The following is a 22,885-nucleotide window of genomic DNA, read 5'->3' on the forward strand; positions in this document are numbered from 1 at the left end:
TTAAATATAGTTTGCGACTTTTACTTCTGAGCGGTTGAGCAAGTCTTGGATATCTTCAGTATCTATAGTTTCTCTTTCAATTAGCATTTGAGCCATTTCGTCAAGAACAGTTCTATTGTCTGTTAAAACTTTTGTAGCTCTCTTGTAGGCAACATCAACAAGTTCTGAAACCTCTACATCAATTGTTGCGGCTGTGTCTTCAGAGAAGTCTCTTGTAGAACTCATATCTCTTCCGAGAAACATTCCACCTTGAGATTGACCTAGAGCGACTGGACCTATTTTGTCACTCATACCAAATTTAGTGATCATTTGTCTTGCTACATTGGCAACTTGTTGTAAATCATTTGAAGCTCCGGTTGTTACCTCTTCTTCGCCATAGACTATTTCTTCAGCAACTCTTCCACCAAGAGCTACAGCCATTTGATTTTGAAGGTAAGAACGAGAGTAAAGACCAGATTCCATCCTTTCTTCACTTGGAGTGAAGAAGGTTAAACCTCCAGCTTGACCTCTTGGAATTATTGAAACTTTTGCTACGGGATCATAATCAGGCATTAATGCTCCAACGAGTGCATGACCAGCTTCGTGATAAGCAACTAATTCTTTTTTCTTATCACTGATAACTCTATCTTTCTTTTCAGGGCCTGCCATAACTCTTTCAATGGCATCACCGACTTCATCGTTACTTACTTTATCTAAATCTTTTCTAGCTGCTAGTATTGCTGCTTCATTTAAAAGATTAGCTAAATCTGCACCGGTAAAACCAGGTGTTCTCCTAGCAACTTTATCTAAATCAACGTCTTTTGAAAGGGTTTTATCTTTCGCATGAACATTTAATATCTGCAATCTTCCAGCATAATCTGGTCTATCAACTGTTACCTGTCTATCGAATCTTCCTGGACGCATTAAAGCTGAATCTAAAACATCTGGTCTGTTGGTGGCAGCAACTATTATTATTCCTGAATTACCTTCAAAACCATCCATTTCGGTTAGGAGTTGATTTAATGTTTGTTCTCTTTCATCATTTCCTCCTCCCATACCAGCACCTCTTTGTCTTCCAACTGCATCTATTTCGTCGATGAACACAATGCAAGGAGCATTCTTTTTAGCTTGTTCAAAAAGATCTCTAACTCTGCTAGCTCCAACTCCTACAAACATCTCTACAAATTCTGAGCCAGATATTGAGAAAAAAGGTACACCTGCTTCTCCAGCTACTGCTTTTGCTAGCAATGTTTTTCCTGTACCAGGAGGGCCAACAAGAAGAACTCCTTTAGGAATTTTTGCTCCTACTGCAGTAAATCTATCTGGGCTCTTGAGAAAATCTACAACTTCTGTGAGTTCTAATTTTGCACCTTCAACACCAGCAACATCTGAAAAGGTTACTTGTGTAGATGGTTCCATTTGCAGTCTAGCTTTGCTTTTGCCAAAACTCATGGCAGGATTACCACCTCCAGCATTACCACTTTGAGATCTTCTGAAAAGAAAAAATAGGCCTCCAATTAAAAGTACTGGGAAAATTAAGCTACTTAAAGCCTGTTGCCAAGGATTGGCTAATTTTGTAGGAGTTACAGCTATATCTACATTATTCTCAGTCAGTATTTTTAATAAATCTTTGTCAGGTGCTAAATTGACCTCAGACCTGCTCCCATCATTTTCAACAACTTGGGCTGTGGCATTATCTGGAGATATAAGGACTCTGCTGATTTCTTTATCTTGTACTGCCTCTATAAAATCACTATATCTTAGGGTCTTTGTAGAACTTTCAGTACTTGGTTTATCAAAAACTGAAGTACCAATGAAAATTACAGTAATAACAGCTAGGACATAAAGTCCTACGTTTCTCCAACGTTTGTTCACGATAAAAAATCTTTAATAAATCTATAATACTAATAATAAAACAATATTAAGAGCGTCTTAGAACATCTACTACACTTTTGAATGCAAACCATTCAGGAATTGGTTCGCCATTCCTCAATTTCTTTCTAAATTCAGTACCACTAAGTTTCATAATTTCATAATTAAATTCTTTAGCTTCTTCAGCTGTTATATATCCTTTTTCCTTCGTATAAACTAAATTTTTTGAAGGAACAGTTTGCATCATCAATTCATCTGCACACTTATTCGCAAAATTCTGGGCGTCATATGGACCATAAAAATCTTCCCCAGTTGATGACGACTTACAACCAGCCATATCTCTACCAATAATAAAGTGGGTGCAACCATAATTTCTTCTGATTATCATATGTTGAAGAGCTTCTCTTGGCCCTGCCATATGCATTGAATAAGGTAAAAAAGCCCATTTTATTCTTTTATCAGATATTTCCTCTTCTAATTCTTTATAGGTCAAATATCTAACTTTTCCAGGAATATCATCTTGTTGAGTTGGCCCACAAGTTGGATGAACTAAAACAACTGATTTAGAGGAGACATTATCTGAAAGTAAGGCATTAGTAAATAATTCATAATGTGCTCTATGAATTGGATTTCTGCATTGAAATGCAACTACATCATGATTTGATGGCAGTGTAGATCTAACCTCTTCTGGGGTTTTGCAGGGAAATTCTCTAATTGGCAGTTCGAAACCATACACTCTTCCTCCTATGTAAAATCTCCCTCTCTCATTAAAAATCATCTTAACAGCAGGGTGATCTAAAGAATTAGTACCATAACAAAGTTTAGCTTCTAAGGATTTGTCAGGCTCCCATTTAGAGCTAACTTCTAAAACTGCTATTTTTTGTTTTTTATAAGTAAGCAATATTGTCTCTCCAGCTTTTACTTTTTCATTATTTGAATCAAATACAATAGGCAAGCCAAAAAGCAACCCGTTTGTATTTCTATTATTTTTAATTACAGAATTGTAGTTATTTTCATCCATAAAACCTTCCAATGGAGAAAAAGCTCCAACCATCAAAAGTTCAACATCGCATGCATTTCTCTCGCTACATTCAAACTCATAAGTTGCTTTAGAGATAAGATCATTTTTAAGGTTTTTATCTTTGATAATTAAATTTTTTAGTTCTCCTCCATAAGGCGGTATTAGTCCATTAGTATCTGTTTTAGTTTTTTGTTGTAATTCCATTTTTTTAGTTAATATAGAAAAATTTTGAAAAAAAAAGAGGGGTTTAACCCTCTTTTTCTCTTAAGTAGGATCTATGCCTTTCTTCCGTAAAGCTCCCCAATTATTTTTACATCAAGTGGATCCTTTGAACCCATATCTGTATCTGAAGGTTGGATAGCTTCAAAAGTACCAGCAAATTCGTCTGTGTCTGAATCTACATTGTTGATTGAAAGAGTAATAACGCCAGTACCGTTTACATCAACTTTAATATTTTCTTTTGCAAGTTCTTCGTCATCTCCTCCTAATGCAACTAAACCTTGAGCATATTCAACACCAGTATTTTTAGCTCTTGCCTTAGGATCTAGAAAGTCACCAGTTCTGTAGTTAGGTGTAAATGTTGAACCACTAACCTCAGTGCCTGGCTCAATAGATGAAGGTAAATCAGCTGTAAGATCTTTTGCTGAGAATGCAAATGGCACCTCTAAACCACCAGGAGTTAATACAGTAATAAGTTGAAAATCAATACCACCCTTTTCAGTGAAAGTTCCTGAATCTATATCTCCATAAACTTCTGTCACTGTGGTGTTATTTCTAGGACTAATAATTTTTGTAGAAACAAATTCTGCAGCTTTTCGTTTTGTCCCTGGCACTTTCACATAAACTTCTGTTGGATGCATGCATATTCCTTTAAGGCTATCTCCATTTCCTAGAGATATTGATCCGACAAGAGATGAGTCTAATGATGGGCAATCATTAGCTTTTCCTGTGTTAACAACATCTGTGAATTGTGCATTTCCTCTTTCAGAAAAAGCAAAAGTATTAGCAGGTACGAAAGCAAAAGTTATACAAATTGAAATAACAAAAGCTAAGAAAGAACGAATTCTCATAATTAAAGTTGCAGTAAATTTCTGTGAGGATAGATTAAAGGTCATCTAATAAGTTCAGTACGGATATTACAAGGGAAAGGACCATAAAAGATAGAACTATTAAATCCTCGAAACAACCCGTAGCTTTTTAGATTTTAAAAAACTGGAATTATTTTAAGCTATCACATTATTTTTAATGATTAAGATTACAAAAAAATACAAATTAAAAATTTTTTTTTATTTTTTTAATGAAATAATTTGGGTTATTAATTTATTTGCTAAATCAATTTTCGATGTTTTGTTAATGTAGTGTTCTGTATTATTAGTATCAAATAGCCAACCTTCATTTTGTGCCAAAAAGCCAAATCCTTGGCCTTCAAGATCAATTGGATTTGCAAATAGGTAATCACAACCCTTTCGGATAATCTTTTCTTTAATTGTCATTCGTGCTTCTTCGATAGATCCTGTAAAAGCACAAAAGCCTACAAAAACTTGGTTATCCTTTTTTGATTTACTAATTGTTTTTAAAATATCTGGAACTAGCTCAAAGTTTTGATTCAAATGAGCATTAATTTGATTTTTCGGAATTTTAGCTGAAGTATCGCAGGTTATCTTGAAATCAGATACTGCTGCATTCATGAAAAAATAATCGCAATTTGATATTTCTTTATTAATTGCCCTTATTAAATCAACACTAGTTTCAATTTCATATCTTTTTATTCCATCAGTAAGATTCTTATCGATTTTCAGAGGCCCATGAACATATTTTACTTTTGCTCCTCTGAACTTCGCTACTTGAGAAAGAAGTAGGCCCATAGCTCCAGAACTTTTGTTAGTAATGTGTCTTGCCGCATCAATTTTCTCTGAGGTACAACCTCCAGTTATTAAAATTTTTTTGTTAAGTAAATCTTTGCGATATTCATTTTGTTTGTGTGAAGCTATAAATTCAAGAGCTAATTGGATTAGATCATTTGGAGGTATCTTACCAATGCCAATAGCATCACATGCTAAGAGTCCTTCACTTGGTTGCAAAGTCAAAACATTTTCGTAATTCTGTAAATTCTCATAATTTTTTTTGACAGCTTTATTTAGCCACATTTGTGTATTCATTGCTGGTGCAACAATAATTGGCTTTATATTCGCTATTAAGATGCTTGGGATCAATCCCTCAGCATTTCCAGTTACCCATTTTGCTAATGTTGTCGCTGTTAAAGGGGCGATGATTAATATATCAGCCCAATTACTTAGTTCTACGTGAAGAGGTGTTGATTGACTGTCAGACCATTGATCATTTTCTAAAATGCACGGGTTTCTACTTAAAATAGAAAGAGAAAGAGGTTTTATTAATTTTTCTGCATTTTTTGATAAGACGCATCTTATTTCATAATTTTCTTTAGCTAACTGGCTAACTAATAACGGAATTCTTACAGCTGCAATACTCCCAGTTATTAGTAAAAGAACCTTTAATTTGGTATCTTTACTTTTAGTTTTCATCGAAAGGTTCCTGATCGAGTAGATGGGTATAATTAGTTGTTAATTCAGGTCTATTGATTGCAAGAGCCCTAAGTAAATGCCAGTCTTTTAAACCATCAAATGGAGTATTATAATTATCTTCCTCTAATCTATTAGCAAGCTCAAGGGTCATTTCTTCATCAAAAGAAATTAGTAGTTCCTCACTTATTTTATTTTCAGAAATGAATTTCATATTCATTAAAGTCAATATATTCTAATAATAAAGCCTCAAGTAATTATTTAAAATTGATATAAGAATTAAGTACATATTTTCAAGAATATGATAATTTTTAATTTTCCTAATCTTTTCAAATTATTGTTAGGTCATTTATCTTCATTCTCAGTCATAAATATGCAAACTCTACTTTTCAAAAATATTCTTTCTTAAAATATCTATAAAAAATTTATATCATGTCGCAAACCAAAAGAGAGCAAGTCATTAGTCACATTCGCTATTTAAGGCAAGAGCTCAGAGATATGCATTTAGGAATAAAAGAAGATGACTTTTTCCCTGATCCAGGCGAATTAAGAGGATTACTGGCTCAGTTGGAAGCATTACTTGAATTAATAGAAAAAAATACTAAAGTTCAATCAAATTCTGAAGCGGCTTAGTTTAATTAAAAATGGTCGTTAAACCTCAAAAGACAAAATTTCAGCTAAAAATTGTTGAAAATATTCAGACATTAAGTATTTGGGCTAATAATCCATGGCGAAGATATTCAATATCATTGATTACACTTTTAATTGGCTACTTTTTTGGAAGTTCTCTTGGTATGGTAAGTGCCGTTGTGGAACTCATGGATCCTGTAGCCGCTTTTTTATCAGTAGTTTTTATTGAGTTTTTAATAGTTCTAAGAAGAAATTTTAGATTTGAGAGGAAAAAGAAGTTTTTAGTACTTTTATTAGATTCTTTAAGATTGGGATTATTTTATGGTTTCTTTACTGAAAGTCTTAAGTTGCTATAAATTTACTTGTTGTGTTTTTGTAATAGATAAAGCAAAGCCATTCTTATAGGGATACCATTTGCAACTTGATTATTAATTAAGCAATTAGGATATTGATCTACCACTTTGCTACTTATTTCAATATCTCTGTTAATGGGACCAGGATGTAGAACAGGAATTTCTTTATTATTTAAAGATAATTTTTCTGGGGTTAGGCCATAATCAATACTATATGAATCAATGCTACTTAGTAAGTTTTCCATCATTCTCTCTTTCTGGAGTCTTAAAACAATAATCGCATCTGCAATTTTTATTGATTCCTCTAATGATCTAGAAATTGTTATTGAACCTCTTGATTTAATAGGATCTTCTGTTTGATTTGGCGCGGGGGTTTTTAAAAAATTGATAAATTCATAAGGTATTAATGTCTTAGGACCACATAAGATTATATCGGCGCCGAATGCACTCAAAGCCCAAAGATTTGACCTGGCAACCCTTGAATGATTAACGTCTCCAATTATTAAAATTTTTTTGGAATTTAAAACCTCTGGATTCAGTGTTTTTTGGGAAAAGAATTTTATCAATGTATAGATGTCAAGCAATCCTTGGCTGGGGTGACTATGTAATCCATCACCCGCATTAAGAACCGAAGTCTTAGAATTTATTGCATCAAGTTTTTTTGCGATCTCAAAGGTTATGTAACTTGATGAATGTCTGATAACTAATGTATCCGCCCCCATAGCAGAATAAGTTATGGCTGTATCAATTATTGTTTCGCCTTTTGTTAAAGAGCTGGAAGATGGCGCAAACGTTTGGACATCAGCAGAAAGTCTTTTTGCTGCAAGCTCAAAACTATTTTTTGTTCTTGTACTAGCTTCAAAAAATAAAGAAGTTACCAAAGTCCCTTGTAAGGCAGGTATCTTTTTTGTTCCTGCATTCTTTAGTGCATCAAATCTATTAGCTAATTCAAATACTGTCTCATAATCTTTAATTGAAAAATTAGCTAGTGTGTGGATATGTTTATGAGGCCAAATTTGCATTACGCTTAAAAAGATAAATGATTATTGAAATTTAGGTGTTCTATCACCTTTTAATCTTTTACTTACACTCCTACTATTTTTGAGATACCAACGCCATTTTATATTTTTTGCCTTTGATATGCCAATTCTCGTAGTTTGAATAAGATCTTTTTCTTCTAGAGTGAAGTCTCGTGGATAAATCCATAAAGATTTGTTATTAAGAACTTCAAGTGAGTTAAATGAAATGTCTACACTAAATGTTTTAGTTACTAGGCCAGGTCCAGAAGCTAATCTTTCATTCTTATTAGAGATAAAAACTGATCTTATCAAAACACCACTCGCAAAATTTTCTTTATCAGTAACTATGTTTAAACAATGATGAATGCCATAAGATTTGTAAATATAAAATGTGCCAGGTTTGCCAAATAATGATTTGTTTGATTCAGTCATTTTGCGGTAGCCATGACATGCCTCTTCTTCCTGTGAATAAGCTTCAGTTTCAACAATAACTCCTTTAACTTGATCTATCTCATTATTTTTTTTTATGAGGTGACATCCTATTAAATCAGGAGCTACAAGTTTAGAGTGCCGATAAAAAAAATTTTTTGGAAATAATTCTTCTTCTATTTTTAAATATCTATCTAATAACATATTTAGCTGATAAAAATAATTAAGGCTATTAATTGATATTGATTTTCAAAAAGATGTGATTATTTTTCAAATTATTTGAAATTCAAAGGATATGTAAATAAGTTGTTGCTAATAAACTATTATTTAAAGAAGAAAGATATTAAAGGTATGACAAAAATAACTCAAAAGGAAGTTAAAAAAGTTGCTCATTTAGCGAGATTAGAACTTAACGAGAATGAAATTACTAATCATGCAGAACAATTAGAAAAGATATTGGATTATATAAGACAACTTGAAAAAATTGATACGGATGATGTCCCCTGTACAACGAGAGCTATAGAGGTTGTAAATGTATTTAGAAAAGATGAAAAGAAAAATTCTGATTGCAATCAAGAACTATTAGATTTGGGTCCATCGAGAGAAGAAAAATATTTTAAAGTACCAAAAATTATTAATGAATGAGTAATTTAGTTGCTTCCAATAAATGTTTTGTTGACTATCTTTAATAAAAACTTTTTTATTTTAAAGCCTGGATATAAATTAATGATTTTTCTTATTTTCCCCCTTTTTTTGCTGTGACTCCTTACACCTATTAATAAATCATAAATAAAGTTAAAAATGTCTTCTTTACTTTCGAATATTCCAACCCTTTGAGGGGAGCCTTTTGTATCCAATAAAGGTTTAGTTTTTTCATAAGCTATTTTGTATTCAAACCAAGGAATCGAAGGCCAAAGATGATGAATGAGATGGTAATTTTGTCCCATTATTAATAAATTCATAAATTTGCTTGGATAAACTCTAGAGTTTATCCATTTATTTCTTGATCGAAATGGTCTATGAGGTAAATAATCAAAAAATATTCCTAGAGTAACACCTACCATTAATGCTGGGCCAAACCATAAATTATAAATTAAATTCATAAAGTCAAATTTCAAACCTGCCAAAATAATTGTTATGAATATGGATCTTTCGATTCCCCATTGTAGTAGTTCATATCTTCGCCAGAGTTTTCTTTGAAAGAAAAACACCTCATGATAAAAAAATCTTGGAGCAATTAGCCAAATTGGACCAAAAGTACTGACAATATGATCTGGATCGTTTTTGGGGTGATTTACGTGAATATGATGTTGTAAATGTACTCTCGTAAAAACTGGGAAGCTAAACCCTAATAGAATAGCTGAGCCATGGCCCATTGCTTGGTTTATCCAAGGAACTGGATGAGCAGCTTTATGACAGGCATCATGAATAACAGTACCTTCAATATGTAAAGCTAAAAAAGCAGTGGCTACAAGTAAAGGTAAAGGCCAAACACCTCTATACCATTGCCATATGCTAAGAAAAGCAAGAAAATAACCGCCAAAAAATAATCCTAATGTTGGATTCCAAAAACTTGGCGGATCTACGTAATTTTTAATCTCTTTTTGCCAATTAAATGTTTTCGAAGAATTAGTATTTTTTGTTGTATTTTTACTGGTTAAGTTTGAAATTGTTTCTATTATTCTTTAAATAATATAACTAATATTTTAAGTTGATTGCATGGTCAAATATAAAAAGTTTCTTTTAGGAGATTTTAATTTAATTTTAATGTGTCAAATTAATCATCTTAAGAAAAAAAATTTTTAAAATAAACCTCTTTCAATTATTATTTTATTTGAGCGGTCGTGGCGGAATTGGTAGACGCGCGAGTTTTAGGTACTCGTATCTTCGGGTGTGGGAGTTCAAGTCTCCCCGACCGCACTTAAGGAAATTCTGATAGATAGTTTGTTAATTGATATCAACCCTTATACTTTAAATAAGAAGTTTATTTAATGAATAGTTTGATATTATATTTGGGAACTTTTTATATTTTTGTTGGGACCATTTTTCTAACTGTACCGATAATTTATCTTGAGCTCGGCAAACCAAAAGACTTTATAAAAGCTTTTTTAAATTTATTAATAGGTTTGATATTAATAATTAAAAATAAAACACTAGATGAATCATTTTTTGTAATTTTTCTTTTTTTAACAGTACTAGTTATTTTTTATCTAGTTGAGCTTTTTTTATCTAGATGGTACCAATTGACAGATAACGAAAAGAAAAAATTAATTACCTTTTTGGAGTTTAAAAATAACTTGTTGAAAATATTAGAATCTTTAAATCTGGTATTTGCTGATTTCACGAAACCTTCAAATTTTTTTAATTTTGGTAGAAATAATGAAAATACAACCCAAAAAAAATGGGTAAGAAATGATAAAAATGATAATATAAAAGTCTGAAATCAAATATATTGGTTATTTGAAACATTCCAAAAAAACTACAGGTCAATTAAGAAACAATATAATGAATTAGATTTATTTAAATAATTCTTTTGATCACCAATATTTCTTATATCGTCTAATGAAATCTCAAAATAGCAAAGAACAAAAATCAGACTTTTCTTATAAAGAAACTTTAAATTTATTAAAAACTGACTTCTCAATGCGTGCTAACTCAGTTGTAAGAGAACCTGAGATTCAGAATTTTTGGGCTAAAAATGATATTGATTTCCAATTAGGTTCAAGCAATTCAGGCGAAATATTTACATTACATGATGGCCCTCCTTATGCAAATGGAGCTCTTCATATGGGTCATGCCCTTAATAAAGTTTTAAAAGACATAATAAATAAATACAAAACCTTAAGAGGATTTAGGGTTCATTTCGTACCTGGCTGGGACTGTCATGGATTACCTATTGAATTAAAAGTTCTTCAGAATTTAAAATCTGATGAAAGAAAGAATCTTGACACCCTAAATTTAAGAAAAAAAGCAACAGATTATGCTCATATTCAAATTAATAATCAGAAGGAGGGTTTCAAAAGGTGGGGCATATGGGGAGATTGGAATAATCCTTACTTAACTCTTAAGAAAAGTTATGAATCTGCTCAGATTGGAGTATTTGGGAAAATGTTTTTAAATGGTTATATATATCGGGGTCTTAAACCTGTGCATTGGAGTCCAAGTTCAAGGACTGCCCTTGCAGAAGCAGAATTAGAATACCCTGATGAACATTATTCAAAAAGTATTTATGTTTCATTAAAAATCACTAAAATACCTGAGGAAATTCTATTGAATTTCATCCAAGAAAACTTTAATATCAAAAAAGAATTTTTTCAAAATAATTCTTATATAACTATTTGGACAACTACTCCTTGGACTATACCTGCAAATGAAGCAGTTGCAGTAAATCCAAAAATAAAGTACGTTTTCGCCATCGATGAAGATAAGAAAATTTTCCTTTTTGCTGAGGATTTATCTTCTGAAATAAGTAAGAAATTTAATAAAGATTTCAAGGTGCTTTTAGAGATTAAAGGCTCCAAATTGGAAAATATTGAATATCAACATCCTTCTAAGAATAAAAATTGCAGAATTGTAATTGGAGGAGATTATATTACTACAGAATCAGGGACTGGAATTGTTCATACTGCGCCTGGTCATGGGATAGATGATTTTAATGTGGGTCAAAAATATGATTTACCAATAACATGTGTCGTTGATGAAAAAGGTAACCTAAATGAATATTCTGGTCAATTCAAAGGATCAAATGTCCTGAAAGATGCAAATGATTTAATTATTGATCATTTAAAAGGAAATAATTTGCTTCTATTACAAGAAAATTATAAGCATAGATATCCGTATGATTGGAGAACCAAAAAACCAACTATTTTTAGGGCAACAGAACAATGGTTTGCATCTGTAAATGGCTTTAGATCATTTGCATTAAAGGCAATCGAAGATGTTGAATGGATGCCAGAGACTGGAAAGAAAAGAATTTATTCTATGGTTGTTGGTAGAGGAGATTGGTGTATTTCTAGACAAAGGTCATGGGGAGTCCCTATTCCAGTGTTTTATAAAAAAAATGGTAATGACATACTCCTTAACGAAGAGATAATTAATCATATTCAAGAACTTTTTAGTGAACATGGAGCAGATATTTGGTGGGATTGGGATGTTAAGAATCTTTTGCCAGAAAATTACGCAAAAGAATCTGATCTATGGAAAAAAGGAACAGATACAATGGATGTTTGGTTCGATTCAGGATCTAGCTGGGCCGCAGTATGTGAACTAAGAAGTGAATTAAAGTATCCAGCAGATCTTTATTTAGAGGGCTCAGATCAACATCGAGGATGGTTTCAGTCTTCTTTGCTAACGTCTGTTGCAGTAAATAATAAACCTCCATATAAGAAAGTTTTAACTCATGGTTTTGCACTTGATGAAAACGGAAGAAAAATGAGCAAATCTTTAGGAAATGTTGTTGATCCAAATATAATTATTAATGGAGGTAATAATAAGAAAACTGATCCTGCATATGGTGCCGATGTTTTAAGGCTTTGGGTAAGCTCTGTAGATTATTCAGTAGATGTTCCAATTGGTTCAAATATACTCAAGCAACTTTCAGATGTATACAGAAAAGTTCGTAATACTGCAAGATATCTTCTAGGTAATATTCATGATTATGATCCTAAAATTGATAGTTTTGAAATCGATCAATTGCCTCTTTTAGATCAATGGATGTTGGGCAGATTAGTTGAGGTTACAGATCAAATATCAAATGCTTATGAAAATTATGAATTTTCAAAATTTTTCCAAATTTTGCAAAGTTTTTGCGTTGTAGATCTATCAAATTTTTATTTGGATATTGCGAAGGATAGGTTATATGTAAGTTCTAAATCACAATTTAGGAGAAGATCTTGTCAGTTCGTCATGTCAAAAGTTGTTGAAAATTTAGCCGTACTTATTTCTCCAGTGCTTTGTCATATGGCTGAAGATATTTGGCAAAATATTCCATATTCAACTGAAGAAAGATCAGTCTTTCAAAGAGGATGGCCTATATTTTCGCAGTCATGGAAAAATCAAATACTTAATGAGCACATTGCAAATTTAAGAAATTTGAGAGTTGAAATTAACAAGGCTATAGAAGGATGTAGGAACAAACAAATAATTGGAGCAGCTTTGGAAACTGAAGTTAATTATTTACCTGAAGATAAAGCTTTAAAAGATTCACTTGCTTGGCTAAAAGAATTTGGTAATCAAGATGTAGATTTATTTAGAGATTGGCTTATAGTATCAAACTTCCAAGTGGTATCCGATTTGGCGGAGAATTCTCTGATTATTGATAACAATGCACTTGGTAAAATTCAGATAAATAAAGCTCAAGGTCAAAAATGTGATAGATGTTGGCATTATCAAAAAGAAACTTTTAATGGAATCCAAAATACAAAATTATGCAAAAGATGTTCAAGTATTATTAATTTTGAATTAATTTAAATCCAGTTTTTTTGATTCAAAAAGAAAACTGAGTTTTGACTTTCTCTTATTAAATTTTCTTCGGTTTCTGTTAATGGGGCTTTATAAAGTTTAAAATTTGCAATTGTATAAGAAAGTGTTATTACTTTTTTTTCTAAATCTATTTCAATTGGATGAGTTGTTGAGCTACTGTAACCTCTGAAAATAATTATTTCTAATTTTTCTTTTTGATTTTCTTTTAGAATGAATCCCTCTAGTTTAAGTATCCTATCAGGTATCTCGGAACTTATTTTTTCAAGACTATTTATTAAATCAATTTTTGCCATTTTCTGAGAAGCAGGAGTTTCTTCCATTTTTAGGTAATTTGATTATTGACCATTGAATAAGGCCTAAAATATAGATTAATAATGAGAATAACCCTAAGAATTTTGATATCGGCTGGGTAAAGTTAGCTCCAAAGAAAAAATTAAATAAATTTTTTATAATGGTATATAAACTTGAAGAAGGCTGAAGCCATATTGCACACGCATCAGAATTTATAAAAGAAAAGCAGTTGAAGTTTTGTAAACTCTGAATAAAGAAATTGAGAGATATAAAAGTTATCGTCCATCTCCATATTTTTGTTGTCGTGGTAAGGGAGTAAGAAAAATCATATTCTCTTAATTCATCATTAATATCGTTCCAAAACCAAACTGAAACTGTCATTAATAATGTTGAAATATTTGTTATCACAAGAGCATAATTATACTTTCCTATTAAAAGTAGAAGGCTTATAAAAAATAAAAGTGATACTTTCCAATAAATTGATAGAAGTTTAGTAACTGCTTTATTTCTTTTTTTAATTGACCAGAAAGATAGAGTAAGAGGAATACCAATAAGGAAAATTATTGAAAGTTGAAATGATAGCCAAATAGAAAGTTGATTAAAAACGTTCAAAATTTTTTCTTTTAAACACATAATAATTAAACATCAAACTGTTACTTTTGAACTTACTATTGTCATAGTTATGAATATTATGAATTCTTATAATGTTGCCTAGGAATATATTAATAATTGTATGAGACAGCATGTTAATCCCCTTAGTAGTAATTTCAATCAAATTGAGAGAATACCCTCTTTGAGCGAAATGTTTGATGATTCTAAATCGAATCTTCATTTGGATATAGGTTGTGCTGCTGGTGAGTTTCTATTTGATTTAGCTTTAGTTAATACTAGTTGGAATTATTTAGGAATTGAAATTCGTGAGAAATTAGTCAAAAATGCTAAATTAAAAGTTATTGAACGAGAAATCAAAAATCTATATTTTATATTTGGTAATGCTAATAATATTTTGAATGATGTCCAAAATAAATTTATTACTAAAAATCTAAAAAGTATTTCTTTTAATTTTCCTGATCCTTGGTTTAAAAAGAGGCATTATAAAAGGCGTGTAATTCAGCCAGAATTTATTAATATGCTTTCAAATTTATTGCAAAAAGGCACTCTAATTTTTATAAAAACAGATGTAAAGGATTTATTCGATTATATGGATTGCACTATATCAAGTAATTCTCATTTTAAAACAATAAATAAAAAAGATTTTAATTGTTCCGAAAGTTTTAATCCAATTAAAATTAAAACTGATAGGGAAAAGTATGTGATTGTTAACCAACTTGATATTTATGAAAAAATTTATATAAAAATTTAATTCATCGTTATTTTGTTATTTTATCAATTTCTAAAAAGAGTTTGTTAGTTATTTCGCCTGATAAAGAATGAACTTCTTTATAATTTTTGGCTTCAACTAGAACTCTGATTACAGGTTCTGTACCGCTAGGCCTTATATAAACTCTACAGTTATCCGAATATGCTGCCTGAAAATTTTTTATAGATTCATCAATTAAGATTTTATTTTTTGGATTTAATTTATTAATATTAAAATCTAATTTTATATTAGTTAGTTTTTGAGTAAAAGGTTCGAAACTACTTTTAAGCCAATCATTTAAATTAATATTTTTCTTTTTACAATATTTGGAAATTTGAAGTGCAGTCAATATCCCATCACCAGAAAAGTTATTAATTTTTGAAAGTATATGACCTGACTGCTCACCTCCTAAAATAGCTCTTTTTTTCTTAATTGCGTCATGAACATATTTATCTCCTACATCAGTTCTATATAAAATTCCTCCAATTTTATTCCAGGACTTTTCAAAACCTAAGTTTGCCATTTGTGTTGATACTAGTAAATTATTGGTGAGAATTTTTTGTTCCATTAGTTCTCTACCCCAAAGAAAAAGAATATGATCTCCATCCAGCACATTACCTTCTGAATCGATTCCAATTACTCTATCGGCATCTCCATCGAAGCTGAATCCCATATCTGCAGGACTCTCTCTTAATGCTTTTTTTAATGGTTCGAGGTTAGTAGAACCACAATTCAAATTAATTTTCAAACCATTTTTAGAGTTATTGATAACTTTTACATCAGCACCAAGAGACTGAAAAATTTTTTTTGCGCAAGTTGTTGCTGATCCATGGCATGTGTCTAATATTATTCTCAACCCGCTTAAACTTTCTCCACCCATTGTTTGGATTAGGCTTTTAATATAAGTATCCATAAGATCTTTATTTGTTTTTAGGGAAACCACTTTTGTAGGAATTGATATATTTTTTTTTGACTCTTCAATTATTTTTTGAATTTTATTCTCAAAATTTTTAGTAATTTTTTGACCATTATGATCAAAAATTTTTATTCCATTATATTCTGGCGGATTATGACTTGCAGATATCATGACACCACTGCTAAAGCTCTCTTGTCTTATTAAAAAAGGAATAGCTGGGGTTGGACAGATTCCAAGATTTATAAATTTTTTGCCACTTTCATTTATACCTTGTGTTATGGCCTGAAGGAGAATATCTCCACTAATTCTTGTATCTCTTCCAATTAATATTGGATTTTTCTTTTTCAAAGACGAACCTAGAGCATAACCTACTTTATAGGCTAGAGAATAAGTTATCTCTTCATTAAATCTTCCTCTTATTCCATCAGTTCCAAAGATTGATTGCATAATTAGATTTCGGGAATCAAAGAAGTTTTTGATAACTTTTCAATCCTTATTTTATCAGTTGGTTAAAAGCTTATATTTTTCAATTCTCTTTATTTGTTTAACTTATTTAAGATACCTTTAGTTAGTAATACCTTAATAGTGCAATCTGAAAGTCGAGAGCCATTTTTAAAGACAAATTTTAAAATAATGCTTGTTTTGATTATATCTATTGTTATTATTTCAATGCTTTTGTTTAAAAATCTATTTTTTAAATCAACTTATCTTTTAAAGAGTTTTGGAGAGTTATCTGTTGACCCTGAAATAGCTTTCACAAATAATAAACCTACATTTCTTGAATTTTATGCAGAGTGGTGTGAAGTTTGCAAAGAAATGGCTCCACAAGTTTCTTCTCTTAAAGATGAATACGAAGAAGATATTAATTTTGTTTTTTTAAATGTTGATAATCAAAAATGGGGTAATTACATCGAGAAGTTCGCCGTCAATGGGATTCCTCAAGTTAATCTTTTTGATAAAAAGGGGAATCTAATATCTACATTTATTGGTAAACAAGATGAAATAAAAATAAGAGAATCTATTAATAATTTGAAAAAAGAAGATAAACCCTATGAAGAAATTATTAATGCTGAATTTTCAACAATTCAAGAAAGTAAAAATAATGAGGTAGGTCCTCGCAGTCATTCATAATTTTTACCATTCTAAAGATTTTGATACAATCGGAAAACTTTGTTTAAAAATAGACTTGCAATTTTGGGCAATAGACTTATGTTCTTCTTGGGTACCGTGACCTGACCTTAAATGAATATAATGGATCCACGATCTGCATGATCCAGACATATAGATTCTTGTGGGAGTTGCTAATGGTAAAACAAATCTCGCACATTCTTTGGCTACACCTTCAGCAAGTAAATCTTCATATAATTCTGAAGCAGCCTGAAAATGTAAACTAATTTTTTCATTGAATCTTTTTTTTAACTTATCAGGGAGGTCAGGGATTGAATTTTGCCTATTTTTAAAATCTTGACGCCTCAACTCTGGTAAGGGAATATTTCCCAATTGAGAACTATCTGCATATCTTTGTGAAAATTCCTGGAAAGTAAATGATCTATGTCTTAAAATTTGGGCAGCAATTCCCCTATTGGTTTCTATTTGTAAGGTCATAAATGACTGTTCAAATACACTCCAATGTTCATTTTTAATGCAATAACTCAATAATTTTGAATAGTCCTGATTTTCCTGATTTTTTGGGTTACTTACTCTTGCAATGTAAGCCATTGTTTTCTCTGCATCAGGAGTGAGAGATATTAATTCAACTTTACTCATTTTAGATCTTTGCTAGAGTCACTTTTTCTGGTTGGTTTTGATATTTACCTTTTCTGTCGTTATAAGTTGTAGAGCATGGATCACCTTCAAAAAAGAGTAGTTGACAGATACCCTCATTTGCGTAAATTCTGCAATCTGCGCCTGAACTATTACTGAATTCTAGAGTTAGGTGGCCTTCCCATCCAGCCTCTGCGGGTGTTGTATTAACAATAATTCCTAGACGTGCGTATGTACTTTTTCCTATGCAAATTACAGTTATGTTTTCTGGTACTTTCATTTTTTCAAATGCGACTCCTAAACCATAGGAGTGAGCAGGAAGAATAAAAAAATCACCATCATCATCATGGTGAAGAACAGTTTTTTCTAAATTATCCGGATTAAATTTTTTGGGATTCATCACAGTACCAGGGATATGTCTAAAAATGAGAAATTCTTTTGATGAAAGTCTTAAATCATAGCCATAAGAAGAACATCCGTAACTCAAAACTGGCTTTTGGTGATTATCAGGTTCAAGATGCCTAACCAAGTTTGATTGGAAAGGATTTATCATTCCTTCAGAAGCTTTTTTATTTATCCAAAGATCATTTTTTAGCATTTTTTTATGAGCGTAGTTCGGTAATTTGATTAGCCATTAATAATAAATCTTTAGGAATATCTGTACCTGTAAGGATTACATCTCCTGATAAAAATCGGTTTTCAAGTGTTGAAATCAAATCATCTTTATCAATAATTTCTTTTTTAATTGCAAGAAAAATTTCATCAAGTATGATCTGATCATTTTCGCCAGAAAGTAATTCTTTTTTGCAAAAATTCCATAATTTATAAGTAGATTCATGAATAGATTTTTTTAAATTATTATTATTTTCAATTTCTTTTGAATCATATTGATCAAAGGAATGTGATGATCTTACCCATGTTAAATTCCCACAAAGCTTTACTGCATTTTCAATTCCTTGCTTAACTCCACCTTTCATGAATTGTACTAGAAGCACTTTTCTACCAAGAGCAGCATTTCTTAAAGAGTCTCTAATGATAGATGAATAACTTCCTCTAAAAGAAGATTGATAGATTTGAATTTGACCGTTTTGTTTAAATTGTTTTAAATTTGACTTATTTGAAGTGGTTGTTTTTACAACATCAAGATTACTTTTGGAATAAGAATTAAATGAACTAATCACCATTATTTTAGATTTCTTTTCTATATGCAGTATAATTTGAAATTAATTACGCTGCATATAGTGTAATTTTACTTAAAAAATAGTTGGAAAAGTTGAAGCTAAGCGAGAGATCTCCTTAATGCAACCAATAAGAATTGAAAATTGTTACTGTTGATACAAGATTTTTCAATGTGTCTTCTTAAATTTTTTAATAGTCAAGATATTTATGATACCTTCTTCTCGAGGATTCAATCGCTTTAGTTCGCAACAGTCTGGACAAAGTAAAACAAGCTCTTTTGGAGAACGTTTTCCAATAAATAGAACTTTAATGGAAGTAATTAAAGGTCTAGAGGGTGCAAGCACAGAAATGGTGGAGAGATCTAAAACAATCTTTTTCCCTGGTGATCCTGCTGAGAGGGTATATCTCATAAGAAGAGGAGCAGTTAGGTTATCAAGAGTTTATGAATCTGGCGAAGAGATAACTGTTGCTTTATTAAGAGAGAATAGCCTCTTTGGTGTTTTATCTCTTCTTACAGGTCATAGATCTGATCGTTTTTATCACGCCATAGCTTTCACAAGAGTTGAAATGATAACAGCCCCTGCAAACTCTGTTTTAAGAGCGATAGAGGATGATGCATCTGTAGGACTATTATTGCTGCAGGGACTTTCAAGTAGGATCTTGCAAACAGAAACTATGATAGAAACTCTGACTCATAGAGATATGTCTTCTCGCTTAGTAAGCTTTTTGATGGTTTTGTGTAGAGACTTTGGAGTTGCAAGTGAAAAAGGTATTACAATAGATTTGAGGCTTTCACATCAAGCAATTGCTGAAGCTATTGGTTCTACAAGAGTAACCATAACGAGATTATTAGGAGATTTAAAGGATTCCGGGCTCCTCACCATTGAAAGAAAAAAAATTACAGTATTTGACCCAATAGCCCTTGCAAAAAGATTTAATTGACTCATCATTAATTATGATGTAGCGAGTATACAAAATAATGTGGCTTGGATTTTAATTGTTTTTTTGATAATACTTGGCGGATTAATTGCACCATTTGGTGATCTTCTTGGAACGAAGATTGGAAAGGCAAGATTTAGTATCTTAAAATTAAGACCAAAAAAAACAGCAACAATAATAACGATAATAACTGGTGGATTTATTAGTGCAATTTCTATAGGCTTATTGCTTCTATTTAGTGAAGAATTTAGGCAAAGACTTTTTGTTGATATTCCCTTTCTCCAAAAAACTTTGGATGAAAGTAAAAAGGCACTTGTTCCTTTACAGGAAGAAACAAAAATGCTTGAAGATAAGATTATTAATAAAGAAAAGGAATTAAACAAACTAAAAAGTAATATTAAAGAATTTAGAAGTGGAAATGTAGTTATTAAACGAGGTCAAACATTATTTATTGCAGAAGTCACTTCTAATCCAAATATAAAATTAGATCTAGGAAAAATTTATAATAGTGCTGATAAATATGTTCAAAAAATTGTAATCCCTAATAAAAAAGAAAAAGAAAATATTCTTTTGTGGAGGCCTAATGATCTTTCTGAAATAGAAGGAGTTACTTCAAAAACTGGGAATTGGATCCTATTGATTAAATCAGCAACTAATGTTTTGAAAGGAGATAATTTTGTTTTTGTATATCCAGAGTTGTTACAAAATAAGATTATTGTAAAAGAGGGGGAAGTTATTAACAGCGAAATTTTTGGGAAAAATGATATAGATAATAAAAACATTAATTCAAAAATTAAAAACTTGTTGAGAAAAACAACAGATAAAATTAAATTAAAGGGATCAATAGTTAACGAAATTAATACCAGAGGAAACTTTATTAAAAAAATTAGAGATTATTTGAAGATATCTCAAGATATAAAATATAAATTAGAGGTGATATCATTAAAAAATAGTAAAACAGCAGAGCCAATAATAGTTGATTTAATTATTACCAAGTTGTAGTTTTTATGTCGAAAATTATATCTATTGATCCTGGTAAATTTAAATGTGGGTTAGTTTTAGCTGAAATAAATAATAAAAAAGTTTATAAAGCCATCATTCTTAAAAGTGCATTTCTTGAGGATTATGTGAGAAATTTAAATACTGTTGAAAACATATCAAAAATTATTATTGGAAATGGTACAACTAGTAAAGAGATTAGGGAAAAACTAAATTTTTTAAAAAAAGAAATAATTTCTTTTGAAGAGAAAGATACTACTTATAGAGCCAAGGAAAGATATTTTAAACTTTTCCCAATAAGAGGTATGAAGTTTTTAATTCCTAGGGAGTTTTTTATAATTAACAAAAATCTTGATGCTATATCTGCTTTAATAATATTAGAGGATTATTGTAAAATAGAGTTTACGTTTGATCGGAATGTAGAGTTTAAAACTTGGCTGAAATAGTCAATTTATATTCATTACCTGCTTCAAGTTCATAATCTTTTTTTAATAAAAATCTCAATAAGGCATCTTCAATTAATGCTCTTCCTAGTGGAGGATTCACTAATAACAAACCTTTATTAAAGGACCATGTAAAAGTCCATTTAAATTGACTAGCTTCAACAACTCCCTTAATTTGCTTTTTTGAAAAACAATACTCATTGACACTTATATTGGCTATTGTTTCTGGTTTTGAACGCATTTTTTATGGTTGGTCTTTATCAAAAGAATTTAATTCATTAATAATATTTTCTTCTTTTTTAGTATTAAGTTGTTCGAGGGATTCTATTACTCTTCTATATACTTTATCTAATATTGAATTTTCTTCTAGAGAAATATTTCCTAAAACATGTGAAATGGTATTGAAATTATTTTTTCCTTTTATAAGAGGAGGTGAACCAATACCAATTCTTATTCTCTTGAAGTTTTGTGTTTGTAATTGTTCAATGACGCTTTTAAGACCGTTATGTCCTCCTGAGCTCCCTTTTTTTCTAAATCTTATTTTTCCAAGGGGAAGATCTTTATCATCAACTATTATAAAAATCTGATCTAGATTTATTTTGTACCAATCAACTATTGCTCGGACAGCATCACCACTGTTATTCATAAAAGTATTTGGTAAAAATAACCTGAAAGTACAATTATTGATTTGAAATTCTGAGCAGGAACTTTTAAGTTTATCTTTTATTAGAAAATTTGAGTTATGTTTTTTTGAGAGTTTCTCAAGCAGTAAGAATCCAATATTATGCCTAGTTTTTGAATATTTTTTTCCAGGATTACCCAATCCAATTAGATATATTTCATTCATGATGTATTTCTAAATTCCTCTCATTGAGAATGATAAATATACAAACAAACTATAACCAAAAAATAAAAATCCCTAATATTTTATTAGGGATTTTTAGATTAAAACAACTTTAAAGGTTTTTCAGAAATCTAGTTTCCATTCCAATCTACTGAGAAACCTTGTAGTAATAGTGATTGGTTGTAAATTTGCAGAAGAATAACTAAGAAGACTAAAAGTAGTAATCCTATTACTGTCATCACAGGAACTGCCCCCCAGCCAGGTACCACTTTACCTTGACCAGAATTGCCAATCGCTTTTAAAAGACTTCCTAATGCTGTTTTTTGACCCATGTTGAATTCACTAAATCGAATATTATTTCGCTATTGTATAAGAACTTATACATAAATTGTTTACAAACTTAGTAAAATTGATGCAAACTTTATCATCCGCTCCAGATCCTGCAGTTTCTATAGCAGTAACAATACTGGCATTACTATTAGCTCTAACAGGATTTGGTCTATGGACCGCATTTGGACCTAAAGCTGCAAAACTTACAGATCCATGGGATGATCATGATGATTAACTCCCTTTAAAGTATTTCAAAATTTTCCAAAAATACAAAAAGTAAACCTTTTAACATGATTTAAATATAAATTTAATAGGATATAAATCTGTCAGCACTTGTAATTCCATGCTTGCCCTTAAAATTTCTGTATACACAATTGTTTTTTTCTTCGTTGGAATCTTTCTTTTCGGCTTTTTAGCTAGTGACCCAACTAGAACACCTAATAGAAAAGATTTAGAAAGTCCTCAGGATTAATTATCCTTGACTTGTTTCAAATTT

The 22,885-nt window shown here is 30.7% G+C and carries 29 protein-coding genes and 1 tRNA gene; 13 read left to right on the forward strand and 17 right to left on the reverse strand.

Annotated elements, in window-relative coordinates; genetic code table 11:
• The 5 genes from ftsH to isiD all read right to left on the reverse strand — a co-directional run bounded on the left by ftsH (position 1) and on the right by isiD (position 5,626).
• Positions 1–1,854, reverse strand: a complete 1,854-nt coding sequence (gene ftsH, locus HA148_RS01190) for an ATP-dependent zinc metalloprotease FtsH (RefSeq protein ID WP_025939914.1) — start codon at positions 1,852–1,854, stop codon at positions 1–3.
• Positions 1,855–1,900: 46 nt separating this feature from the next.
• Positions 1,901–3,076 (reverse strand): sulfate adenylyltransferase, encoded by a 1,176-nt coding sequence (gene sat / locus HA148_RS01195; protein WP_209129499.1) that lies wholly within the window; start codon positions 3,074–3,076, stop codon positions 1,901–1,903.
• 71 nt (positions 3,077–3,147) lie between these two features.
• On the reverse strand, positions 3,148–3,942 hold the full coding sequence (locus HA148_RS01200; RefSeq protein WP_209130225.1) for a photosystem II manganese-stabilizing polypeptide: 795 nt from the start codon (positions 3,940–3,942) through the stop codon (positions 3,148–3,150).
• 216 nt (positions 3,943–4,158) lie between these two features.
• Positions 4,159–5,415, reverse strand: coding sequence for a bifunctional phosphopantothenoylcysteine decarboxylase/phosphopantothenate--cysteine ligase CoaBC (coaBC, locus tag HA148_RS01205; RefSeq protein ID WP_209129501.1), 1,257 nt, complete (start codon positions 5,413–5,415; stop codon positions 4,159–4,161).
• Positions 5,405–5,626: a protein IsiD gene (isiD, locus tag HA148_RS01210; protein WP_209129503.1), complete on the reverse strand. Its 222-nt coding sequence runs from the start codon at positions 5,624–5,626 to the stop codon at positions 5,405–5,407. Before isiD ends, coaBC begins: the two co-directional genes overlap by 11 nt.
• 218 nt (positions 5,627–5,844) lie before the next feature.
• On the opposite strand from isiD, the gene HA148_RS01215 reads away from it, so the two are divergent.
• Together HA148_RS01215 and HA148_RS01220 are read left to right on the forward strand one after the other, a co-directional pair.
• Complete coding sequence (locus HA148_RS01215; RefSeq protein WP_209129505.1) at positions 5,845–6,045, forward strand: hypothetical protein; 201 nt, start codon at positions 5,845–5,847, stop codon at positions 6,043–6,045.
• A gap of 11 nt (positions 6,046–6,056) precedes the next feature.
• The gene (locus HA148_RS01220) at positions 6,057–6,398 is read left to right on the forward strand and encodes a DUF565 domain-containing protein (protein ID WP_025892528.1); all 342 of its coding nucleotides are present in this window, start codon (positions 6,057–6,059) and stop codon (positions 6,396–6,398) included.
• A 2-nt stretch (positions 6,399–6,400) separates the two neighbouring features.
• On the opposite strand, the gene HA148_RS01225 is transcribed toward HA148_RS01220, so the two are convergent.
• Entirely contained in the window at positions 6,401–7,417 is a 1,017-nt protein-coding gene (locus HA148_RS01225) for an aspartate carbamoyltransferase catalytic subunit (RefSeq protein ID WP_209129507.1), read from the reverse strand.
• Between the two features lie 21 nt (positions 7,418–7,438).
• Positions 7,439–8,047 (reverse strand): DNA-3-methyladenine glycosylase, encoded by a 609-nt coding sequence (locus HA148_RS01230; protein ID WP_209129510.1) that lies wholly within the window; start codon positions 8,045–8,047, stop codon positions 7,439–7,441.
• 147 nt (positions 8,048–8,194) lie between these two features.
• Between HA148_RS01230 and gatC the strand changes: the two genes are divergently transcribed.
• Positions 8,195–8,488, forward strand: a complete 294-nt coding sequence (gene gatC / locus HA148_RS01235) for an Asp-tRNA(Asn)/Glu-tRNA(Gln) amidotransferase subunit GatC (RefSeq protein ID WP_209129512.1) — start codon at positions 8,195–8,197, stop codon at positions 8,486–8,488.
• Between the two features lie 5 nt (positions 8,489–8,493).
• Here gatC and HA148_RS01240 read toward each other — a convergent pair whose 3' ends face one another.
• Positions 8,494–9,441, reverse strand: coding sequence for a fatty acid desaturase (locus HA148_RS01240; protein ID WP_308789034.1), 948 nt, complete (start codon positions 9,439–9,441; stop codon positions 8,494–8,496).
• A 240-nt stretch (positions 9,442–9,681) separates the two neighbouring features.
• Between HA148_RS01240 and HA148_RS01245 the strand changes: the two genes are divergently transcribed.
• The 3 genes from HA148_RS01245 (at position 9,682) to ileS (ending at position 13,312) form a co-directional block, all read left to right on the forward strand.
• Positions 9,682–9,763, forward strand: a tRNA-Leu gene (locus tag HA148_RS01245).
• A 71-nt stretch (positions 9,764–9,834) separates the two neighbouring features.
• Positions 9,835–10,284, forward strand: a complete 450-nt coding sequence (locus tag HA148_RS01250; protein ID WP_209129514.1) for a hypothetical protein — start codon at positions 9,835–9,837, stop codon at positions 10,282–10,284.
• A gap of 121 nt (positions 10,285–10,405) precedes the next feature.
• Positions 10,406–13,312 carry an isoleucine--tRNA ligase gene (ileS, locus tag HA148_RS01255; RefSeq protein ID WP_209129516.1) on the forward strand — a complete coding sequence of 969 codons (2,907 nt, stop codon included), beginning with the start codon at positions 10,406–10,408 and terminating at the stop codon, positions 13,310–13,312.
• On the opposite strand, the gene HA148_RS01260 is transcribed toward ileS, so the two are convergent.
• Together HA148_RS01260 and HA148_RS01265 are read right to left on the reverse strand one after the other, a co-directional pair.
• A complete protein-coding gene (locus tag HA148_RS01260) occupies positions 13,309–13,644 on the reverse strand; it encodes a hypothetical protein (RefSeq protein WP_209129518.1) in 336 nt (111 codons plus the stop codon). The two genes, ileS and HA148_RS01260, sit on opposite strands and share 4 nt — an antisense overlap.
• Entirely contained in the window at positions 13,604–14,227 is a 624-nt protein-coding gene (locus HA148_RS01265; RefSeq protein WP_209129520.1) for a DUF3177 family protein, read from the reverse strand. The genes HA148_RS01260 and HA148_RS01265 overlap by 41 nt, the downstream gene beginning before the upstream one ends.
• Before the next feature lie 121 nt (positions 14,228–14,348).
• On the opposite strand from HA148_RS01265, the gene trmB reads away from it, so the two are divergent.
• The gene (gene trmB, locus HA148_RS01270) at positions 14,349–14,978 is read left to right on the forward strand and encodes a tRNA (guanosine(46)-N7)-methyltransferase TrmB (protein WP_209129523.1); all 630 of its coding nucleotides are present in this window, start codon (positions 14,349–14,351) and stop codon (positions 14,976–14,978) included.
• 7 nt (positions 14,979–14,985) lie between these two features.
• Here the strand turns inward: trmB and glmM are convergent, their stop codons facing one another.
• Positions 14,986–16,338, reverse strand: a complete 1,353-nt coding sequence (glmM, locus tag HA148_RS01275; protein WP_209129525.1) for a phosphoglucosamine mutase — start codon at positions 16,336–16,338, stop codon at positions 14,986–14,988.
• A gap of 186 nt (positions 16,339–16,524) precedes the next feature.
• Here glmM and HA148_RS01280 point away from each other — a divergent pair, with 186 nt between their 5' ends.
• Entirely contained in the window at positions 16,525–17,022 is a 498-nt protein-coding gene (locus HA148_RS01280) for a thioredoxin domain-containing protein (RefSeq protein WP_245151971.1), read from the forward strand.
• A gap of 3 nt (positions 17,023–17,025) precedes the next feature.
• Here HA148_RS01280 and thyX read toward each other — a convergent pair whose 3' ends face one another.
• The 3 genes from thyX to HA148_RS01295 are packed head-to-tail and all read right to left on the reverse strand — an operon-like array spanning position 17,026 to position 18,839.
• The gene (gene thyX, locus HA148_RS01285; protein ID WP_209129529.1) at positions 17,026–17,658 is read right to left on the reverse strand and encodes an FAD-dependent thymidylate synthase; all 633 of its coding nucleotides are present in this window, start codon (positions 17,656–17,658) and stop codon (positions 17,026–17,028) included.
• 1 nt (position 17,659) lies between these two features.
• Positions 17,660–18,253: a dCTP deaminase gene (dcd, locus tag HA148_RS01290; RefSeq protein ID WP_209129531.1), complete on the reverse strand. Its 594-nt coding sequence runs from the start codon at positions 18,251–18,253 to the stop codon at positions 17,660–17,662.
• 4 nt (positions 18,254–18,257) lie between these two features.
• Positions 18,258–18,839, reverse strand: coding sequence for a cob(I)yrinic acid a,c-diamide adenosyltransferase (locus tag HA148_RS01295; protein WP_209129533.1), 582 nt, complete (start codon positions 18,837–18,839; stop codon positions 18,258–18,260).
• A gap of 202 nt (positions 18,840–19,041) precedes the next feature.
• Between HA148_RS01295 and ntcA the strand changes: the two genes are divergently transcribed.
• Genes ntcA through HA148_RS01310 form a run of 3 tightly spaced genes read left to right on the forward strand, consistent with a single transcriptional unit; the run spans position 19,042 to position 21,218 of the window.
• Positions 19,042–19,776 carry a global nitrogen regulator NtcA gene (gene ntcA, locus HA148_RS01300; RefSeq protein WP_209129535.1) on the forward strand — a complete coding sequence of 245 codons (735 nt, stop codon included), beginning with the start codon at positions 19,042–19,044 and terminating at the stop codon, positions 19,774–19,776.
• 39 nt (positions 19,777–19,815) lie between these two features.
• Complete coding sequence (locus tag HA148_RS01305; RefSeq protein ID WP_209129538.1) at positions 19,816–20,775, forward strand: DUF3084 domain-containing protein; 960 nt, start codon at positions 19,816–19,818, stop codon at positions 20,773–20,775.
• Between the two features lie 5 nt (positions 20,776–20,780).
• Positions 20,781–21,218 carry a hypothetical protein gene (locus HA148_RS01310; protein ID WP_209129540.1) on the forward strand — a complete coding sequence of 146 codons (438 nt, stop codon included), beginning with the start codon at positions 20,781–20,783 and terminating at the stop codon, positions 21,216–21,218.
• Here HA148_RS01310 and HA148_RS01315 read toward each other — a convergent pair.
• The 3 genes from HA148_RS01315 to psbH form a co-directional block, all read right to left on the reverse strand.
• Entirely contained in the window at positions 21,199–21,456 is a 258-nt protein-coding gene (locus HA148_RS01315; protein WP_209129542.1) for a DUF3146 family protein, read from the reverse strand. The genes HA148_RS01310 and HA148_RS01315 overlap by 20 nt on opposite strands.
• 3 nt (positions 21,457–21,459) lie before the next feature.
• On the reverse strand, positions 21,460–22,062 hold the full coding sequence (gene pth / locus HA148_RS01320) for an aminoacyl-tRNA hydrolase (RefSeq protein ID WP_209129544.1): 603 nt from the start codon (positions 22,060–22,062) through the stop codon (positions 21,460–21,462).
• A 128-nt stretch (positions 22,063–22,190) separates the two neighbouring features.
• Positions 22,191–22,391 (reverse strand): photosystem II reaction center phosphoprotein PsbH, encoded by a 201-nt coding sequence (gene psbH / locus HA148_RS01325; protein WP_002805661.1) that lies wholly within the window; start codon positions 22,389–22,391, stop codon positions 22,191–22,193.
• An 80-nt stretch (positions 22,392–22,471) separates the two neighbouring features.
• Here psbH and psbN point away from each other — a divergent pair, with 80 nt between their 5' ends.
• The gene (psbN, locus tag HA148_RS01330; protein ID WP_011817745.1) at positions 22,472–22,624 is read left to right on the forward strand and encodes a photosystem II reaction center protein PsbN; all 153 of its coding nucleotides are present in this window, start codon (positions 22,472–22,474) and stop codon (positions 22,622–22,624) included.
• 108 nt (positions 22,625–22,732) lie between these two features.
• Positions 22,733–22,861, forward strand: a complete 129-nt coding sequence (locus HA148_RS01335; protein WP_002805124.1) for a photosystem II reaction center protein I — start codon at positions 22,733–22,735, stop codon at positions 22,859–22,861.
• Positions 22,862–22,885: the final 24 nt, after the last annotated feature.

It is taken from the genome of Prochlorococcus marinus XMU1405, assembly GCF_017696275.1.
Classification (GTDB): Bacteria; Cyanobacteriota; Cyanobacteriia; order PCC-6307; family Cyanobiaceae; genus Prochlorococcus_A; species Prochlorococcus_A marinus_AB.

Bases quoted from the DNA above. Each gene is read 5' to 3' on its own strand.
- sat (WP_209129499.1), bottom strand. From the start codon at position 3,076: ATGGAATTACAACAAAAAACTAAAACAGATACTAATGGACTAATACCG.
- HA148_RS01200 (WP_209130225.1), bottom strand. From the start codon at position 3,942: ATGAGAATTCGTTCTTTCTTAGCTTTTGTTATTTCAATTTGTATAACT.
- coaBC (WP_209129501.1), bottom strand. From the start codon at position 5,415: ATGAAAACTAAAAGTAAAGATACCAAATTAAAGGTTCTTTTACTAATA.
- isiD (WP_209129503.1), bottom strand. From the start codon at position 5,626: ATGAAATTCATTTCTGAAAATAAAATAAGTGAGGAACTACTAATTTCT.
- HA148_RS01215 (WP_209129505.1), top strand. From the start codon at position 5,845: ATGTCGCAAACCAAAAGAGAGCAAGTCATTAGTCACATTCGCTATTTA.
- HA148_RS01220 (WP_025892528.1), top strand. From the start codon at position 6,057: ATGGTCGTTAAACCTCAAAAGACAAAATTTCAGCTAAAAATTGTTGAA.
- HA148_RS01225 (WP_209129507.1), bottom strand. From the start codon at position 7,417: ATGCAAATTTGGCCTCATAAACATATCCACACACTAGCTAATTTTTCA.
- HA148_RS01230 (WP_209129510.1), bottom strand. From the start codon at position 8,047: ATGTTATTAGATAGATATTTAAAAATAGAAGAAGAATTATTTCCAAAA.
- gatC (WP_209129512.1), top strand. From the start codon at position 8,195: ATGACAAAAATAACTCAAAAGGAAGTTAAAAAAGTTGCTCATTTAGCG.
- HA148_RS01250 (WP_209129514.1), top strand. From the start codon at position 9,835: ATGAATAGTTTGATATTATATTTGGGAACTTTTTATATTTTTGTTGGG.
- ileS (WP_209129516.1), top strand. From the start codon at position 10,406: ATGAAATCTCAAAATAGCAAAGAACAAAAATCAGACTTTTCTTATAAA.
- HA148_RS01260 (WP_209129518.1), bottom strand. From the start codon at position 13,644: ATGGAAGAAACTCCTGCTTCTCAGAAAATGGCAAAAATTGATTTAATA.
- trmB (WP_209129523.1), top strand. From the start codon at position 14,349: ATGAGACAGCATGTTAATCCCCTTAGTAGTAATTTCAATCAAATTGAG.
- glmM (WP_209129525.1), bottom strand. From the start codon at position 16,338: ATGCAATCAATCTTTGGAACTGATGGAATAAGAGGAAGATTTAATGAA.
- HA148_RS01280 (WP_245151971.1), top strand. From the start codon at position 16,525: ATGCTTGTTTTGATTATATCTATTGTTATTATTTCAATGCTTTTGTTT.
- thyX (WP_209129529.1), bottom strand. From the start codon at position 17,658: ATGAGTAAAGTTGAATTAATATCTCTCACTCCTGATGCAGAGAAAACA.
- dcd (WP_209129531.1), bottom strand. From the start codon at position 18,253: ATGCTAAAAAATGATCTTTGGATAAATAAAAAAGCTTCTGAAGGAATG.
- HA148_RS01295 (WP_209129533.1), bottom strand. From the start codon at position 18,839: ATGGTGATTAGTTCATTTAATTCTTATTCCAAAAGTAATCTTGATGTT.
- ntcA (WP_209129535.1), top strand. From the start codon at position 19,042: ATGATACCTTCTTCTCGAGGATTCAATCGCTTTAGTTCGCAACAGTCT.
- HA148_RS01310 (WP_209129540.1), top strand. From the start codon at position 20,781: ATGTCGAAAATTATATCTATTGATCCTGGTAAATTTAAATGTGGGTTA.
- HA148_RS01315 (WP_209129542.1), bottom strand. From the start codon at position 21,456: ATGCGTTCAAAACCAGAAACAATAGCCAATATAAGTGTCAATGAGTAT.
- pth (WP_209129544.1), bottom strand. From the start codon at position 22,062: ATGAATGAAATATATCTAATTGGATTGGGTAATCCTGGAAAAAAATAT.
- psbH (WP_002805661.1), bottom strand. From the start codon at position 22,391: ATGGGTCAAAAAACAGCATTAGGAAGTCTTTTAAAAGCGATTGGCAAT.
- psbN (WP_011817745.1), top strand. From the start codon at position 22,472: ATGCAAACTTTATCATCCGCTCCAGATCCTGCAGTTTCTATAGCAGTA.
- HA148_RS01335 (WP_002805124.1), top strand. From the start codon at position 22,733: ATGCTTGCCCTTAAAATTTCTGTATACACAATTGTTTTTTTCTTCGTT.